Source organism: Nocardioides sp. NPDC057772 (genome assembly GCF_042798075.1).
Lineage (GTDB): Bacteria > Actinomycetota > Actinomycetes > Propionibacteriales > Nocardioidaceae > Nocardioides.
In genome coordinates this window covers 1-16,739 of the sequence record NZ_JBHVKN010000111.1, presented here as the reverse complement: position 1 = coordinate 16,739, position 16,739 = coordinate 1, and the positions used below count along the sequence as shown (strand labels likewise).

The following is a 16,739-nucleotide window of genomic DNA, read 5'->3' as shown; positions in this document are numbered from 1 at the left end:
GCCCGAGCAGCCCGCCCCGTGAGCCTCAGCCGAGGTAGCGCTCCCATGGGCCGGTGATGGCCAGGGTGTAGCCGGGGTCCTGCATGTTGACGAAGAGGACCCGGCCGTCGGGCGAGAAGCACGGGCCGCAGAACTCGGAGTCGTTCAGGTCGTTGCGCGCGATGGCGTACGCCGGGCCGCCCGGGAACGCACCGAGCACGTGCGAGGCGCCGCTGCCGTCCTCGGCGAGCACCAGCGAGCCCCAGGGGGTCACCGTGACGTTGTCGGGGCCGTCGAAGGTGAGGTCTCCGTACTTCGGCGCCGGCGCATCGTCCTCGGACTGCGTCTGGTGCGGGAAGTACGTCACCAGCTGGATGGTCTCGGCCTCGTAGTCGTAGAACCAGACCATGCCGTCGTGCGGCGACGCGTCGGCGGGCATGTCGCCCTCCTCCCACGCGTAGGAGTTGACGACGTAGACGCCCTCGTCGGTGCCCCACACGCCCTCGAACTTCCGCCCGCGGGTGACCTCGCCGTCGGCGAACTGCTCCCGGCAGGGAGTCGACTGGGCATCGCGCTCGGGGACCGTCTTCCACCTCACAGGGAAGGGCTGGCCCATCTGCGCGGAGGTCAGGTAGGCGACGTCCGGCAGGACCGAGCCGTCGGGGAGGATGATCTGCATCGCGGCGAGCGTGCCCGCATCATCGGCCAGCGAGGTCAACACGCCCGGACCGAGCCGTACGCCGGCCGGAGCGGTCCAGCGGTAGAAGAGGCCGTTGGGCTCGTCGGCGTCCTCGGACAGGTAGACGCGGGTGCGGCTCTTGTCGATCGCCAGCGCCTCGTGGTCGTAGCGGCCGAACGCCTTGATCGGGCGCGGGTCGGCCGTGCCGTCGGCCCAGACCTCGAAGACGTAGCCGTGGTCCTTCTCGTAGACGCCCGTGGTGCCGTCCTCGCCCTCCCACTCCTCACCGGCGTCGTTGACGGTCTCCTCGCAGGTCAGCCAGGTCCCCCACGGCGTCGGGCCCCCGGCACAGTTGGTCGAGGTGCCGGAGATCGCGACGAACTCGCCGAAGTTGGCGCCGCCGGCGTCGGTGGTGATCACGGTGCAGCCTCCCGAGGGCGCGCCCGGGTCGTAGACGGTGCCCTCGACGAGCGGGACCGGGATGCCCTCGCCGGGCTCGATCTCGTGGTTCTGGATCAGTGTGTAGCGCCCGCGCTTGCCGCCGAGCACCATCATCCCGTCGTGGTTGGACGGCGTCTTCTCCCCCGACTCGAGGGTGGTCTCACCGGCGGAGGTGACGATGGCGTACGTGAAGCCCTCCGCCAGCGCCAGGATCCCCTGGGGGTCGTCGACGAGCGGAGGGAACGGCTCGCGGGCACGCTTGCGACCAGGGGTGCCGGGTCGCCCGGGCTTCGCCTCGGCAAGAGCGGGAACGGCACCGGCGACGGCCAGGCCGACCCCGGCCGCGGCTCCTCCGGTGAGCAGGGAGCGTCGAGTTGCGGACATGGGTTGGAACTCCTCGGAGCTTCGTAGGGGAACCCGTGACAGGTCTCGACCCTCTACCCAAGCCATGCCGCGACACCGGTGCCGTCGCCCGAGGTGAACCTCAGGCGACGGCACCGTGAAACGTACGCCAGGGGCGGCTCAGGCCGCTCCGAACAGGCCCGACAGCCCAGCGTTCCGGGCGCCGCCGGAGCGGCCGCTCTCCCACGCGTATCCACACCTGCAGCACATCAACCGCCGGCGGCCCCCCGCCGAACGCGCGAGAACCCGGATCTCCTCGTCTTCGGTGCACTTGGCACACATAGCCGAAGTCATCGAGTGAACACCTCGCACTTCTTACATGAACAGAGTCTGTACAACTCTCCCCAGGGTGACACAGGGACGGGCCTATCCCCCAGTTGAGAACGTCCTGTAGCCGAACTGTGAAGGTGCTATTGACCAGGAGGAACGTCCTCGAAGTTGGCTACCCCGTAGGGGATGTGGACCCCGGCGATCGACTCGACCGCCTCGTCGAGATGGGTCGTCTGGTCGTCGAAGAAGATCAACGGACGCAGGACCTCCAGCACCCGCCTCTTCTCCACACCTCCCAGGAAGAAGGCCTCGTTGACGTAGACATCCCATGACTGCAGCGACCGGATCGCCCGCTCGTGGGCCGGGGCGCCGCGGGCGGTGACCAGGGCGATCCGCAGCCGCGGCTCGTAGCCGGGGTCCTTCAGGCGGCGCTGCTCCTCGATCTGCTGGATCCGGTTGAGGTCGCGCAGCAGCGGCTGCAGCGGACCGGGCGCGAGCGGCTCCGTCTTCCGACTCGACTCGTGGTCCCGGTAGGCCTCGATGCCCTCCTCGCGGAAGACCCGCTCGGAGCCGTCGTCGGCGAGCACGCCGTCGAAGTCGAAGGCCACGACGACGGAGCGGTCGGAGTCGTCGTACGTCGCCGCCGACGGCAGCACGTGGCCGGCGGGGAAGCCCTCGCGGTTGGCCGCGATGACGTCGTCCCGGTTGCCACTGAGGAACAGCGACATCCCGAGCGCGCCGATGTAGGGGTGGGGTGAGCGGCCCTGGGTGAAGACGGCTCGGGTCATCGGCAGGCCGTGGTGCTCGATCGAGCGCATCACCCGCAGCCCGGTGTTGGGATCGTTGCGGGAGACAACGATGACCTCGACGAGACCATCGTCGGCGTCCTCGGCGAGGTCGTTGAGGCTCAGCAGGCGCTTGATGAACGGGAACGCGACGCCGGGCCGGAGCTGGTCGTCGATGCGCTCGTCCTGGTAGCGCCGGTAGGCCTCCTCGCCGTGCTCGCGGAAGTAGGCATCGGACTCGGTCAGGTCGAAGAGCGCGCTCGACGCGATCCCCACGACCAACCGCCCGCTCAGCTCGTATCCCACGCTCCGCAACCTACCGCTCACCTCCGACATCGGGCAGAGCCGAGCGGAGCATGACGAGCCGTGACTCGGGTACCGGAAACAGCGGTGAAGGAGGTAGTGATGCCGACGAGCGAGCGCGAGCACCATTCCGGGCATACGAACGGCGAGAAGACGATGCCGTCCGAGGTCGGGAACCATCTCGGTGTGTTCGACCGATTCGCGACCCATGCGAGCACCTTCGTGTCGCGGGCCTGGTTCTTCGTCCTGTGCGTGCTGCTGGTGGTGATCTGGGCACCGTCCTTCGTGGTGCTGCCCGACATCGACACCTGGCAGCTGATCATCAACACGGTCACGACGATCGTCACGTTCCTGCTGGTGGCGCTTCTGCAGAACACCCAGAAGCGGTCCGACGACGCCGTCCAGCACAAGCTCAACGCCATCGCCGAAGGCCTCTCCGGCATGATGGACAGGCTGGCCCGCGACCATCCGGAGCTGCGTCACGACCGCGACGAGCTGCGCCAGGCGGTCGGCCTGGAGGAACGGGAAAGCGCGGAATGACGCGCCCCGAGCCGGTGGCCCCCCATGACCTGCGCGACCGCATCTCGGCCGCTGCTCACGTGCTCGCCGGCGTGGCCGGCTCAGCCTGGGCCAGCGGGATCAGCATGGTCGTCGTCGCAGGGCTGCTCATCGCCGGCCTGGTCACCGGCTTCCCGACGTGGTGGCACAGTCTCGTGTACGCGGCCGCCTCCATCGTCAGCCTGCTGGTGCTCTTCAGCATCCAGCACATGACCAACCGACAGACCAAGGCCATCCTGCTCAAGCTCGACGAGCTGGTCGAGAGCGTCGACGGCGCGGACAACGAGGTCATCGCCATGGAGGATCGCGACCTGGCCGACCAGGAGCACATCCGCCGCCGGCACCAGCGATAGCCGGTGAGGTCAGTCGGCCTTGGTGACGCGGAGGAACTCCTGGACGTCGAAGACGGCCCGGACGATGCCGGCGGCCTTGGGGAGCAGGGGCGCGACCTCGGCGTAGGGGACGATGCGCGGGTCGGTGACACGGTGGTCGACGCCGTCGTAGACGATCGTGGCCGAGTTGGCGGCCAGCACGTTCTGGGCCCAGTCGACCTTCGAGGTGTAGGGCAGGTTGATGACGAAGCCGTCGGGGGTCGGGAACGGCGTGATCGGGGTGGCGTACTCCCGTCCGCTCGCGCGGCCCACATGGAGGACGATGCCGTTGGTGGCGCCTCTCATGCCCGCGGTCTTCAACGCCTCGGACGCGAACCGCTTCGAGAAGGCCCGGATCCGGTCCTGCAGCCAGGGCGACTTGTTGCGCATGCCGATGACGAACGCGGCGCCGGCGCCCACGGTGCCGGCGGCCAGAAGACCCGGGATCACTCGACTCAGTCGCATGCGCCAAACCTACCTCGCACCCCCGCAGCGGCCCGGGTGACAGATAACGTGGGCGCGGTCACACTGGACGTCATCTCGACAAGCTCGATACACCGCTCGGCACGGAGAGGAAGGAGCGCAGGATGCGGCCCTGGAAGCGTACCCATACCCATCTGGGCACAGAAGCCGATCGGGCGACCTTCCGCACCCTCCACAACGCATCGCTGGCCAGTCCTGCGCTACGTGGCGGCCTGACCGTCGACAGCGCCGAGCGCGCGGCGCCTCACCTGCAGGCGCTCCTGGCAGCGCCCGCGCTGGCGATCACCGACACCGACGGCCTGCTCGCCTGGGAGGGCATCGGCACGCATCACCAGGAGCACGTGACCAAGCTGGCCGAGGGCACGCTGGAGCGCGGCGCGACGCGGTTCTACGACCGGGTCGACCTCGAGTGCGGCCAGGCCGGCTGTCCGCTCCACTCCGCCGTGGTCAGCCCGCTCGTCGTCGACGACCACCTGGTCGGCACGCTGCAGGCCTACGCCCCGGACACCTCCGCGATGATGGTCCGCGCCACCGACGAGGTCGCGACCTGGGTCTCCGGGCAGCTCGAGCTCGCCGAGCTGGACGCGTCGCGGCGGCGCCTGATGGAGGCGGAGGTGCGCGCGCTGCGCGCTCAGATCAGCCCCCACTTCATCTACAACTCGCTGGGGGCGATCGCCAGCTTCGTACGCACGGATCCGGAGCGTGCGCGGGAGCTGCTCCTCGAGTTCGCCGACTTCACCCGCTACTCCTTCCGCACCCACGGTGAATACACCACGCTGTCCGAGGAGCTCCGTTCCGTGGAGCGCTACCTGCTGCTGGAGCAGGCGCGGTTCGGCGAGCGGCTCTCGGTCAGGCTCTCGGTGGCGCCCGAGGTGCTGCCGATCGCGGTGCCGTTCCTGTGCCTGCAGCCGCTGGTCGAGAACGCCGTACGTCACGGTCTGGCCGACGCGCAGACCGGTCACATCTCCATCCGGGCCGCCGACAGCGGCACCGAGTGCGTGATCGAGGTCGAGGACGACGGCGCCGGCGAGGACCCGGAGAAGGTGCGCAACGCGCTGGCCGGCGGCGCCGACTCGGTCGGGCTCGGCAACGTCGACGCCCGGCTCCGCAACGCCTACGGCGACGACTACGGCCTGGTCGTCGAGACCGCCCGCGGCGCCGGCACGAAAGTCATCCTCAGGATCCCGAAGTTCGCCCCAGGAGTGCACCCATGAACGGCCGTACGACACAGGCCTTCGCCGCCAGACAGGGAGCGCCGGGTGGCCGGCTGAGGATCCTGGTCGTCGACGACGAGCCGCCCGCCGCCGACGAGCTCTCCTACCTGCTCACCCAGGACTCCCGGGTCGCCGAGGTGCGCACGTGTCTCAACGCGACCGACGGGCTGCAGCAGCTGCAGGGGTCGGGCGTCGACGCGGTGTTCCTCGACATCCAGATGCCGGGCCTGAACGGGCTCGAGCTGGCCCGGCTGCTGGCGCGCTTCAAGACACCGCCGGCGGTCGTGTTCGTCACCGCTCACGAGGAGCACGCGCTGGAGGCGTTCGACCTGCGCGCGGTCGACTACGTGCTCAAGCCGGTGCGCGCCGAGCGGCTGGCCGAGACCGTCACCCGGCTGATGGGTAACGTGCCGGAGGAGGAGCCGAGCGGCGACGTACAGATCCCGGTCGAGCTCGGCGGCGTCACCCGCTTCGTGTGGCGCTCCCAGATCACCCATGTCGAGGCGCAGGGCGACTACGCCAGGCTGCACACCGCCGACGCCTCCCACCTGGTCCGGGTCCCGCTGACGCAGCTGGAGCAGGAGTGGGCCTCTGCCCGGTTCGTACGCATCCACCGCTCCCTCCTCGTCAACCTCGCCCACGTGACCGAGCTCCGGTCGGAGGCCGGGCGCTGCTCGGTCGTCGTCGGCGGCGCCTCCCGCGGGACCGAGCTGCAGGTCAGCCGCCGCCACACCCGTCAGCTCAAGGACCTGCTCGCCCGACGCTCATGACCCGATCCGATGACTGAACCCCAACGCGTACGCGTCACCGGTCCGCCCCGGCGTCGCCCGGCCGTCCGCCGGGTCGACGTCGGCGAGGACACCCGCCTCGGCGAGGTCTACCTCGGCTCGCTGATGCGCGCCCAGCTGTCGATCGCCGTACGCACCCTGGCCGTGCTCTTCCTCGGTGTCGGCTCGCTCCCGCTGCTGTTCTGGCTGGCCCCGGGGCTGGTCCACACCGCGCCGTTCGGCGTGCCGCTCCCCTGGCTGCTCCTCGGGGTGCTGGTCTACCCGTTCCTGTTCCTCCTCGGCCGCTGGTATCTGCGCGGCGCGGAGCGCAACGAGGCCAGCTACGCCGACCTGCTCAGCACCGATTCTTCGGGCTCCGACGACGAGACGCCATGACCTTCGACTCCGCCCCGGCGATCGTCGCGGTCACCCTGGTCACCCTGGCGACGCTGACCATCGGCACCTGGGGGCTACGGTTCAGCCGCACCACGAGCGACTTCTACGTCGCCTCGCGGTCGGTGCGGCCGGGGCTCAACGCGAGCGCCATCGGCGGGGAGTACCTCTCGGCCGCCTCCTTCCTCGGTGTCGCCGGCCTGGTCTTCACCTCCGGTGCCGAGATGCTCTGGTATCCGATCGGCTGGACCGCGGGCTATCTCGTTCTGCTGACCCTGGTCGCGGCCCCTCTGCGCAGGTCAGGGGCATATACGCTGCCCGACTTCGCCGAGGAGCGGCTCGCCTCTCGTGGGGTCCGACGGCTCTGCTCGCTGCTGGTCGTCACCATCGGCTGGCTCTATCTGCTGCCTCAGCTGCAGGGCGCCGGACTGACTCTCGAGCTGGTCGCCGGAGCCCCTCGCTGGGTCGGACCGGTGCTGGTCGGGACGGTGGTGCTGGTCAGCGTCTTCTCCGGCGGGATGCGCTCGATCACCTTCGTCCAGGCCTTCCAGTACTGGCTCAAGCTGACCGCTCTGCTGGTGCCCGTCGGGGTGCTGGTCGCGGTCTGGGGCAGCGACGGCGCACCCCGCGCCACCGACCTCAGCCAGACCTGGTCGATGCCGATGGGCACCGACGGCTCCGCCGGTCTCTACGCCACCTACTCGCTGATCGCGGCGACCTTCCTCGGCACGATGGGCCTGCCGCACGTGGGCGTCCGCTTCTACACCAACCCCGACGGCCGCGCGGCCCGCCGCACCACCCTGGTGGTGCTCGCCCTTCTCGGCGTCTTCTACCTGCTGCCGCCGATCCTCGGGTTGTTGGGAAGGGTGTACGCAGCCACCCCCACCTCCGCCGACACGTTGGTGCTCGAGCTGCCCCGCCTGATGCTCCCCGGCTGGGCGGGCGACGCCCTGACCGGGCTGGTGTGCGCGGGCGCCTTCGCGGCCTTCCTGTCGACGTCGTCGGGCCTGGCGATCGCGGTCTCCGGCGTGCTCTCCCAGGACGTGGTCGTGCCGTTGCTGCGCCGCCGGGGCAGCCCGTTCGGCGGTGTCGCCGCCTTCCGGATCGCCTCCCTGGTCGCCGTCCTGGTTCCCGTCGCCGGCGCGCTGCTGACCCCCAGCGTCGGCGTCGCCCGTGGCGTCGCACTCGCCTTCGCCCTCGCCGCCGCCACCTTCTGCCCGCTCCTCCTGCTCGGCATCTGGTGGCGGAGGCTGACCGCCTACGGCGCCGCCGCCGGTCTGGTCACCGGGCTCGTCACCACCGGGACGGCCGTGGTGTTCACGATCAGTGGGTCGCGTACCGACACCTGGGCGGACGCCGCTCTCACCCAGCCGGCGCTGTGGACGGTGCCACTCTCCTTCGCGGTGATGATCGTCGTCAGCCTCGCCTCCGCGGCCCATGTCCCGGCCCACACCACCCGGTTGCTGGTCCGCCTCCACACCCCCGAGCCGACGATCGAGCCCGCCGTCGCTCCCGCCCTGCAGCGCTGACGCTCCCCTCGCCACGGTGCCTGGCCACGTGCCTGGCCACGTGCCTGGCCACGGTGCCTGGCCACGGTGCCTGGCCACGGTGCCTCGCCCGCGCGGTGAACGAACTTTCATTCACACAATTCGCCGCGAATGAACTTTCATTCACCGACTCCGACCGAATGAATTTTCGTTCACCCAACCAGTGTGAATGAATGTTCGTTCACCTCACACTCTTTCTCGTCGCCGCGCGGCCCCCGGCTGCGGACCGGCCACTCGACGTACGAAATCGACCGCTCGTCGCGCGACGGCGCCGCCCACCGAGGGAGGGCGCGTTACCCCGCGACGAGCGGGGCGAGAGAGCCCTAATGTGACTGCGATCACACGTCGCCCGTCCTTCACCCCCACGATGGACGGCCTCGTCAACGAAAGGGTTAGACCGTGAGCGCTGAAGCACACGACCAAGCCCACCGGCACGACCCGGTCTACGACAGCCTGCACGCCACGGCGGAGTTTCGCGCTCTGCGGTCGGCGTACCGGAAGTTCGTCTTCCCGGCAACGGTGGCATTCCTGGCTTGGTACCTCCTCTACGTCGTCTGCTCGAACTGGGCAGAGGGCTTCATGAACACCAAGCTGGTCGGCAACATCAACGTCGCACTGGTCTTCGGGCTCCTGCAGTTCGCGACCACGTTCGGCATCGCCTACCTCTACGCCAACTACTCCAACAAGCACCTCGACCCGCTGGCTCGGAAGCTCGACGAGGAATACGAGACCCGGAAGAGGGAGGCCTGACATGGACGGTAGCCAGATCCTCACCACGGTCCTCTTCCTGGCCGTTGTCGCGATCACGATCGGTATCACCTTCTGGGCGAGCCGGCAGACGAAGACCGCGGCCGACTACTACGCCGGTGGCCGCGGCTTCTCCGGCTTCCAGAACGGTCTCGCGATCGGCGGCGACTACATGTCGGCGGCGTCGTTCCTCGGTATCTCCGGTGCCATCGCGCTGTCGGGCTACGACGGCTTCCTCTACTCGATCGGCTTCCTCGTCGCCTGGCTGGTGGCGCTGCTGCTGGTCGCGGAGGTGCTGCGTAACTCCGGTCGCTACACGATGGCCGACCAGCTGGCGTACCGGATGAAGCAGCGCCCGGTGCGGATGGCAGCCGCTACCTCGACGGTCGTCGTGTCGATCTTCTACCTGCTGGCCCAGATGGTCGGTGCGGGCGCCCTGGTGGCCCTGCTGCTCGGCGTCGAGGACCAGGTGGTCAAGAACATCGTGATCCTGCTCGTCGGCGCGCTGATGATCTTCTACGTCACCGTCGGCGGGATGAAGGGCACCACCTGGGTCCAGATCGTCAAGGCCGTCCTGCTGATGACCGGCTCGGCGCTGATCGTGGTCCTGGTGCTCGCCCAGTTCGGCTTCAACCTCTCCGAGCTGCTCGGCTCCGCCGCCGACGCCTCGGGCAAGGGCGACGCCTTCCTGCAGCCGGGCCTGAAGTACGGCCTGAGCTTCACCAGTGAGCTGGACTTCGTCTCGCTCGGGCTCGCTCTGGTGCTCGGCACCGCCGGCCTGCCGCACATCCTGATCCGCTTCTACACCGTCCCGACCTCGGCGGACGCCCGCAAGTCGGTGCTGTGGGCGATCGGCCTGATCGGCGTCTTCTACCTGTTCACCCTGGTCCTGGGCTTCGGTGCGGCCGCGCTGGTCGACCCGACCACCCTGGACAAGGCCGGCAACCTGGCGGCGCCCCTGCTCGCCCAGGAGGTCGGTGGCGGTGAGGGCTCCGTCGGCGGCGCCGTACTGCTGGCGCTGATCGCCGCTGTCGCCTTCGCCACGATCCTCGCCGTGGTCGCGGGGCTGACGCTGACCTCGTCCGTCTCCGTCGCCCACGACATCTACAACTCGGTGATCAAGCGTGGCAAGGCCACCGAGAAGGAGGAGCTGAAGGTCTCGCGCTGGGCCGCGGCGGGCATCGGTCTGGTCGCGATCCTGCTGGCCATCCCGGCACAGTCGCTGAACATCGCGTTCCTGGTGGCGCTGGCCTTCGCGGTCGCCGCCTCGGCGAACCTGCCCGCGATCATCTACAACATGTTCTGGGCGCGGTTCAACACCCGCGGCGCGACCTGGTCGATCTACGGCGGCCTGATCTCCTGCGTCGGCCTGGTCTTCTTCTCGCCGGTCGTCTCCGGCAAGACGGCCGTGGACGCGGTGACCGGCGAGACGATCTCCGCCTCGCTGTTCCCGCTCGGCGTGGACTTCTCCTGGTTCCCGCTGGAGAACCCCGGCATCGTCTCCATCCCGCTCGGCTTCTTCCTGGGCTGGCTGGGCACGGTGACCTCGAAGGAGCCGGCGACCGCTGAGCGGTACGTCGAGCTCGAGGTCCGCGCCCTCACCGGGGCCGGCTCGGAGAAGGCGATCTCGCACTGATCCACCAACGGCGGGTCGTCGTCCGCTGAGGCTGAACAGCCCGGTCGTACGACGGCCCGCCATCGTTCTTTCCCCCGCACTACCCTGTGGCTTGAGCCACAACATTTCTGGTCGTAGGAGCAACCGTGACTGACGAGACCCTGTCCAATCTGCTGCACGAAAAGCGCCGGTTCGAGCCGCCCGCCGAGCTCGCCGCCGCCGCCAACGTCAAGGCCGACGCCTACTCTGCCGCCGAGGAGGACCGGGAGGCGTTCTGGGCCGCCGCCGCGGAACGGCTCACCTGGGCCAAGCCGTTCGACCGCGTCCTCAACTGGGACAACCCGCCGTTCGCGAAGTGGTTCGAGGGCGGCGAGATCAACGTGGCGTACAACGCCGTCGACCGTCACGTGGAGGCCGGGCTCGGGGACCGGGTCGCGATCCACTGGGTCGGCGAGCCGGCCGACGACAAGCGCACCATCACCTATGCCGAGCTCAAGGACGAGGTCTCCCGGGCCGCGAACGCCTTCGAGGCGCTCGGGGTGACGAAGGGCGACCGGGTCGCCATCTACATGCCGATGATCCCCGAGGCCGTCTTCGCGATGCTGGCCTGCGCCCGGATCGGGGCGATCCACACCGTCATCTTCGGCGGCTTCTCCGCCGAGGCCCTGGCCGCGCGGATCACCGACTGCAACGCCAAGCTCGTGGTCACCTCCGACGGCGGCTACCGCCGCGGCGCGCCGTCGGCGCTCAAGCCGGCCGTCGACGAGGCGCTGGGCAAGATCGACGACGGGATCGTGGAGAACGTCGTCGTCGTCCGCCGCACCGGTCAGGACGTCGAGTGGAACGACTCCGTCGACACGTGGTGGTCCGACGTCGTCGACGGCGCGTCGACCGAGCACACCCCGGTGGCGCACGACGCCGAGCACCCGCTCTTCGTGATGTACACCTCCGGCACCACCGGCAAGCCGAAGGGCATCTTGCACACCACCGGCGGCTACCTCACCCAGGCGGCCTTCACCCACTGGGAGGTCTTCGACCTCAAGCCCGAGACCGACGTCTACTGGTGCACGGCCGACATCGGCTGGATCACCGGCCACTCCTACATCGTCTACGGGCCGCTGGCCAACGGCGCGACCCAGGTGCTCTACGAAGGCACCCCGGACTTCCCCGAGAAGGGCCGGTGGTGGCAGATCATCGAGGAGTACGGCGTCACGATCTTCTACACGGCGCCGACCGCGATCCGGACGTTCATGAAGCAGGGGCGCGCCATCCCCGACGCCCGCGACCTGTCCTCGGTCCGCCTGCTCGGGTCGGTCGGTGAGCCGATCAACCCGGAGGCCTACATCTGGTACCGCGACGTCATCGGCGGCTCGAAGGTGCCGGTCGTCGACACCTGGTGGCAGACCGAGACCGGCGCGATCATGATCTCGCCGCTCCCCGGGGTCACCCACGGCAAGCCGGGGTCGGCGATGAAGGCCCTGCCCGGTGTGGGCGCCGACGTGGTCGACGACAACGGCGTCTCCGTGCCGGACGGTGCCGGGGGCTACCTGGTGCTCACCCAGCCGTGGCCGTCGATGCTGCGTACGATCTGGGGCGACGACGAGCGCTACGTCGACACCTACTGGTCCCGCTTCAAGGACCAGGGGTTCTACTTCGCTGGCGACGGCGCGAAGAAGGACGAGGACGGCGACGTCTGGGTCCTCGGCCGTGTCGACGACGTGATGAACGTGTCCGGCCACCGGCTCTCCACGACCGAGATCGAGTCGGCGCTGGTCTCCCACGAGTACGTCGCGGAGGCGGCGGTCGTCGGCGCGACCGACCCTGACACGGGGCAGGCCGTGGTGGCGTACGTCATCCTGCGCGACGGGTCGCCGGAGGACTGCCACAAGGAGCTGTCCGACCACGTCCGCAAGGAGATCGGCCCGATCGCCAAGCCGCGGCAGATCATGATCGTGCCCGAGCTGCCCAAGACCCGCTCGGGGAAGATCATGCGGCGGCTGCTGCGCGATCTCGCCGAGGGTCGCGGTGTCGGCGACACCACCACGCTGGCGGACCAGACGATCATGGACCTGATCGCGGCGGGGCAGGCGACCTCGACCGACGACTGATCCCGCTCAGCAACGGGCGTCGCGGACGCCCAGGGCCCGGTGGTCGAGCTTCGTCGAGACCACCGGGCCGCTGCGTACTAGTGCTTCTTGTACTTCACCCGGCGGATGAAGTAGCTGTCGGTCCAGATCGGGTCCTTCTTGACCGTCTCGCCGGACCGGGGCGAGTGCCAGATCCAGCGGCGCCCGTCGTGCTTCCCGGCGTAGATGCCGACGTGGTAGACGCCGCCGCTGCCGTAGAAGAAGACCAGGTCGCCCTTACGCGGTTTCTTGACCTTGAAGGTGTGGCTGACCTGCGCCGACGAGCTGTGCGGGAGCTTGTAGCCGAGCTTCTTGTAGACCCACTGGGTCAGACCCGAGCAGTCGTAGGCGTGGGGGCCGTTGGCGCCGTAGGAGTACGGGTCGCCGGCCTGGCTCTTGGCGCGGCGGAGCGCTCGAAGCCCGCGCGACTTCTTCTTTTTCTTCTTGGTGGCCTGAGTGCTCGTCTGGGCGCCGGTGTGGGCGCCTGCCTGGGCACTCGCGCCCGGCGGCGAAGCGGCCGTGGCGGACTGGGTGGGAGCGGCGACGAGCGCGAGACCGACCATCAGGACGGTCGCGAGGCCGAGGGTCATCGATCTGCGGACGCGCGAAAGCGCCCGGAAACACGATCCGGTCATTCGAGGTTCCCCTGTTGCAGCGACGCCTGCGAAGGTTCACCTGTCGGATTCGGGCTGCTGTTGCCCGGGCGTTGGATGTGTTCCGTCTACGCCTTCACCCCAAGCCGGTCTGCCTTGTCTCTGGCTCCCGGCGTACTGCTTGGCTCCCCCGTGCCCGCCACCGTGGTCGGATCGACTCTCCTCCGGTTGTGACGGGCCTCGGCGCGACCGGAGCGGCCCCACCGTTCGGTGAGGGCTGACCTCACTATGCAAGAGGCGCGGTGCACGTGGGGGTATTTGTGCAACAACTCACGCCGAATTTCGTACGTTTGATTATGTTTGTGTTGGTTTGTTTTCGTCACCGATTCCCTGGGTGCCGCGTGCTGATCACCCTTCGAGCTCGGACGACCACGCTTGCTAGGGTCGTCGTCAGGTGTGCCGGGAAGTCTGGTCGGCGTGAGTTCGTCGACCCCTGAGCCTCTGGAGGCCCGCCCGTGACCGACACCCGCAACCGACTGTTCACCCGCGGCTCCTGGCTGGAGACGTCGCGTACGGCCGAGATCCTGCGCGCCGAGACGACCGGGGGCATCCTCCTCATCATCGCCGCGGTCATCGCGGTCATCCTGGCAAACAGCCCGTTGCAGGAGGCGTACGAAGCCGTCCGCGACTACCGCATCGGACCGCACGCTCTCCATCTCGACCTGACCATCGGAGCCTGGGCGGCCGACGGACTGCTGGCGATCTTCTTCTTCGTCGCCGGCTTGGAGCTCAAGCGCGAGTTCGTCTCCGGCGACCTCCGCGACCCCCGGCGGGCCGCGCTGCCGATCGCGGCCGCGGTCGGCGGCATGGTGGTGCCGGCCCTGGTCTACGTGGTGGTCAACCTGATCGGCGGCGGCTCGCTGGCCGGCTGGGCGACCCCGGTGGCGACCGACATCGCCTTCGCCGTCGCCATCCTCGCGGTGATCTCGACCCACCTGCCGGCGGGGCTGCGTACGTTCCTGCTGACCCTCGCCGTCGTCGACGACCTGCTCGGCATCATCGTCATCGCGGTCTTCTTCACCTCCGAGCTCCACATCGGGTTCCTGCTGCTGGCGTTCGTCCCGATCGGGCTCTTCGCGCTGCTCGTGCAGCGGCGCATTCGTAGCCCGTGGCTGCTGCTCCCGCTCGCCGCGATCGCCTGGGCGCTCGTCCACGCCAGCGGCGTCCACGCCACCGTCGCCGGTGTGTTGCTCGGCTTCACCGTGCCGGTCATCGCCCGCAACCCGGAGGCCAAGCGTGGTCTCGCCGAGCACTTCGAGCACCTGGTCCGGCCGATCTCCGCCGGCGTCGCGGTGCCGATCTTCGCCTTCTTCGCCGCGGGCGTCTCCCTCGGCGGCTGGTCGGGGATCACCGGGGCGCTGCGCGACCCGATCACGCTCGGCATCATCCTCGGCCTGGTCGTCGGCAAGACCGTCGGCATCTCCGGGTCGACCTGGCTGCTGGCCCGCTTCACCCGCGCCTCGCTCGACGACGACCTCGCCTGGACCGACGTCATCGGGATGGCGATGCTGGCCGGCATCGGGTTCACGGTGTCGCTGCTGATCGGCGAGCTCGCCTTCAGGTCGGACCCGTCCGCTCACGACCACATGAAGGTCGGGGTGCTGTTCGGCTCCGTGCTGGCCGCGCTGCTGGCCACGATCGTGCTGCGTGCCCGCAACCGGGTCTACCGCCGCATCGGCGAGCTGGAGGCGATCGACGCCAACAAGGACGGCGTGCCGGACGTGTTCGAGGATGATCAGGGTCGGGACCGGTAAGGTCGTGGGCGCTCCCCAACACACGTTCAGCGAAGGGTTCCCATGGCAGTCGACATCGTGAAGTCCCCGGGCGGCGAGGACCCGACGATCGGGAAGCTCGTCGTCGACGCCACCCGCGACATCTCCGAGCTCGTCAACAAGGAGATCACGCTAGCCAAGCAGGAGCTCAAGGTCTCGGTGACCAATGCCGGCGTCGGCATCGGCCTCTTCGCCGCCGCCGCGTTCCTGCTCGTGCTGGCCGTGATCATGCTGTCCGTCTCGGTGGCCTACTTCATCCACTGGGCCGGCCTGGGCCTGCACTGGTCCTTCCTCATCGTCTTCGGCTTCTACGTGCTGCTCGCCGCGCTGCTCGGATTCATCGGCGTACTCAAGGTGAAGAAGGTCAAGGCCCCCGAGAAGGCCATCGCCCAGGGCAAAGAGATCCCCCGGGCGCTCAAGGGCCAGCGCTGACCCGCACTGCCGAGGCGTCGGCCCGGTCGGCCGAAGCGTCAGCCCCGTCGACCGAGGCGTCACTCCGGTCGGCCGAAGCGTCACCATGACGGGCCAGTTTCCGTCCACAGGGCAGATTGTGCCCAGAGTTATCCACAGACGCAGCAAAGACGGATGACTTCGTACGCAACCTGACGGACGCTGCGGCCATGAACCTCTCACTCGTCAAGACCGACAGCACTCTGCCCGAACGTCCCTTCACCACGTCCGACATCGAGTCGGTCGCTACCAACCGCTACGCGCTCGCGCAGGCGATCAGCCATGGCGACGTTCGCCGCCCGTTCCGGGGCGTCTATCTGCCCGCGCAGGCGGAGGACGACCCGGTGAAGCGCGCGGAAGCGCTCGTGCATGTCGTGTCCGAGCATCAGGTGATCAGTGACCGGACCGCCGCCTGGGTGCACGGCATCAACACATTCACCCGGACGGAGATGGAACAACTCCCGGCAGTGGAGACATGTGCCGTCCGCGGTCACACCCGCACCCGGCGTCCAGGCACCGACGGCCGCTCGCGTGACCTTCGGCCCGAGGACATCACGGTCATCGGGGGCGTACGTGTGACGACGCCGCTGCGGACCGCGCTCGACCTCGGCTGCAACCTGAACCGGCGCGAGGCGATGGCCGCGCTGAACGAGTTCGCCCGCCACCATGGGATCACCCGAAGCGCCCTCGACGAGCAGTTGCCACGCTTTCGAGGGCGGCGTGGCGTCGTTCAGCTCCGCGGGCTCATCCCACTTCTGAACCGCCGCCTCGAATCCCAGCGCGAGTCCTGGACCCTGCTCGCTATCAGCGACGCAGGGCTCCCTCTTCCCGAGGCCCAGGTCTGGGTGGACGTCGAAGGAATCCCGACCTACCGCCTCGATTTCGCCTATCGACTCGCCAAGGTGGCGATCGAGTACGACGGCGAGGACCACGACGACCCGGACCAACGAATCTACGACGAGGAACGCCGAGGCTGGCTGATCGATCACGGCTGGACGATCGTCATCGTCCGCAAGGGCGACTTCACCGGAGACCGCCTCGACGCCTGGCTCCACGAGATCAAGGAAGCTCTGACCCCGACCTACTCGTCGCGCCGGTTCTGACCGATGGGTCGCCCGCGCAGGCCGAGGCGTCAGCAGCGCAGGCCGAGGCGTCACCCGCGTCGGCCGAGTTGGCGGCGTGAT

Annotated in this window: 16 protein-coding genes; 12 read left to right on the top strand and 4 right to left on the bottom strand. The window is 69.0% G+C overall.

Annotated features, from left to right (window positions below; all coding sequences use genetic code 11):
- Positions 1 to 25 precede the first annotated feature (25 nt).
- Together ACFVJS_RS17695 and ACFVJS_RS17690 are read right to left on the bottom strand one after the other, a co-directional pair.
- On the bottom strand, positions 26 to 1,483 hold the full coding sequence (locus tag ACFVJS_RS17695; protein ID WP_378882776.1) for an alkaline phosphatase PhoX: 1,458 nt from the start codon (positions 1,481 to 1,483) through the stop codon (positions 26 to 28).
- A gap of 428 nt (positions 1,484 to 1,911) precedes the next feature.
- Positions 1,912 to 2,862 carry a 5'-nucleotidase gene (locus ACFVJS_RS17690; RefSeq protein WP_378882773.1) on the bottom strand — a complete coding sequence of 317 codons (951 nt, stop codon included), beginning with the start codon at positions 2,860 to 2,862 and terminating at the stop codon, positions 1,912 to 1,914.
- A gap of 99 nt (positions 2,863 to 2,961) precedes the next feature.
- On the opposite strand from ACFVJS_RS17690, the gene ACFVJS_RS17685 reads away from it, so the two are divergent.
- Positions 2,962 to 3,399, top strand: coding sequence for a low affinity iron permease family protein (locus tag ACFVJS_RS17685; RefSeq protein WP_378882770.1), 438 nt, complete (start codon positions 2,962 to 2,964; stop codon positions 3,397 to 3,399).
- On the top strand, positions 3,396 to 3,770 hold the full coding sequence (locus ACFVJS_RS17680) for a low affinity iron permease family protein (protein WP_378882767.1): 375 nt from the start codon (positions 3,396 to 3,398) through the stop codon (positions 3,768 to 3,770). The genes ACFVJS_RS17685 and ACFVJS_RS17680 overlap by 4 nt, the downstream gene beginning before the upstream one ends.
- A gap of 9 nt (positions 3,771 to 3,779) precedes the next feature.
- Here the strand turns inward: ACFVJS_RS17680 and ACFVJS_RS17675 are convergent, their stop codons facing one another.
- The gene (locus tag ACFVJS_RS17675; protein ID WP_378882764.1) at positions 3,780 to 4,253 is read right to left on the bottom strand and encodes a hypothetical protein; all 474 of its coding nucleotides are present in this window, start codon (positions 4,251 to 4,253) and stop codon (positions 3,780 to 3,782) included.
- A gap of 122 nt (positions 4,254 to 4,375) precedes the next feature.
- On the opposite strand from ACFVJS_RS17675, the gene ACFVJS_RS17670 reads away from it, so the two are divergent.
- The 7 genes from ACFVJS_RS17670 to acs all read left to right on the top strand — a co-directional run bounded on the left by ACFVJS_RS17670 (position 4,376) and on the right by acs (position 12,662).
- The gene (locus ACFVJS_RS17670) at positions 4,376 to 5,485 is read left to right on the top strand and encodes a sensor histidine kinase (protein ID WP_378882762.1); all 1,110 of its coding nucleotides are present in this window, start codon (positions 4,376 to 4,378) and stop codon (positions 5,483 to 5,485) included.
- Complete coding sequence (locus ACFVJS_RS17665) at positions 5,482 to 6,255, top strand: LytR/AlgR family response regulator transcription factor (RefSeq protein WP_378882759.1); 774 nt, start codon at positions 5,482 to 5,484, stop codon at positions 6,253 to 6,255. The genes ACFVJS_RS17670 and ACFVJS_RS17665 overlap by 4 nt, the downstream gene beginning before the upstream one ends.
- Before the next feature lie 9 nt (positions 6,256 to 6,264).
- Positions 6,265 to 6,648, top strand: coding sequence for a hypothetical protein (locus ACFVJS_RS17660; RefSeq protein WP_378882757.1), 384 nt, complete (start codon positions 6,265 to 6,267; stop codon positions 6,646 to 6,648).
- Positions 6,645 to 8,174 (top strand): cation acetate symporter, encoded by a 1,530-nt coding sequence (locus tag ACFVJS_RS17655; protein ID WP_378882754.1) that lies wholly within the window; start codon positions 6,645 to 6,647, stop codon positions 8,172 to 8,174. Before ACFVJS_RS17660 ends, ACFVJS_RS17655 begins: the two co-directional genes overlap by 4 nt.
- A gap of 417 nt (positions 8,175 to 8,591) precedes the next feature.
- The gene (locus ACFVJS_RS17650) at positions 8,592 to 8,942 is read left to right on the top strand and encodes a DUF485 domain-containing protein (RefSeq protein WP_378882752.1); all 351 of its coding nucleotides are present in this window, start codon (positions 8,592 to 8,594) and stop codon (positions 8,940 to 8,942) included.
- A gap of 1 nt (position 8,943) precedes the next feature.
- Positions 8,944 to 10,575: a cation acetate symporter gene (locus tag ACFVJS_RS17645; RefSeq protein ID WP_378882749.1), complete on the top strand. Its 1,632-nt coding sequence runs from the start codon at positions 8,944 to 8,946 to the stop codon at positions 10,573 to 10,575.
- Positions 10,576 to 10,700: 125 nt separating this feature from the next.
- Positions 10,701 to 12,662 (top strand): acetate--CoA ligase, encoded by a 1,962-nt coding sequence (gene acs / locus ACFVJS_RS17640; RefSeq protein ID WP_378882746.1) that lies wholly within the window; start codon positions 10,701 to 10,703, stop codon positions 12,660 to 12,662.
- Positions 12,663 to 12,739: 77 nt separating this feature from the next.
- Here the strand turns inward: acs and ACFVJS_RS17635 are convergent, their stop codons facing one another.
- Entirely contained in the window at positions 12,740 to 13,270 is a 531-nt protein-coding gene (locus ACFVJS_RS17635) for a C40 family peptidase (RefSeq protein ID WP_378882742.1), read from the bottom strand.
- A 518-nt stretch (positions 13,271 to 13,788) separates the two neighbouring features.
- Between ACFVJS_RS17635 and nhaA the strand changes: the two genes are divergently transcribed.
- From nhaA to ACFVJS_RS17620, 3 genes are all read left to right on the top strand, one after another.
- A complete protein-coding gene (gene nhaA, locus ACFVJS_RS17630; protein WP_378882740.1) occupies positions 13,789 to 15,087 on the top strand; it encodes a Na+/H+ antiporter NhaA in 1,299 nt (432 codons plus the stop codon).
- Between the two features lie 42 nt (positions 15,088 to 15,129).
- The gene (locus ACFVJS_RS17625; RefSeq protein ID WP_008356285.1) at positions 15,130 to 15,537 is read left to right on the top strand and encodes a phage holin family protein; all 408 of its coding nucleotides are present in this window, start codon (positions 15,130 to 15,132) and stop codon (positions 15,535 to 15,537) included.
- Positions 15,538 to 15,725: 188 nt separating this feature from the next.
- The gene (locus ACFVJS_RS17620; protein WP_378882737.1) at positions 15,726 to 16,658 is read left to right on the top strand and encodes a DUF559 domain-containing protein; all 933 of its coding nucleotides are present in this window, start codon (positions 15,726 to 15,728) and stop codon (positions 16,656 to 16,658) included.
- Positions 16,659 to 16,739 lie beyond the last annotated feature (81 nt).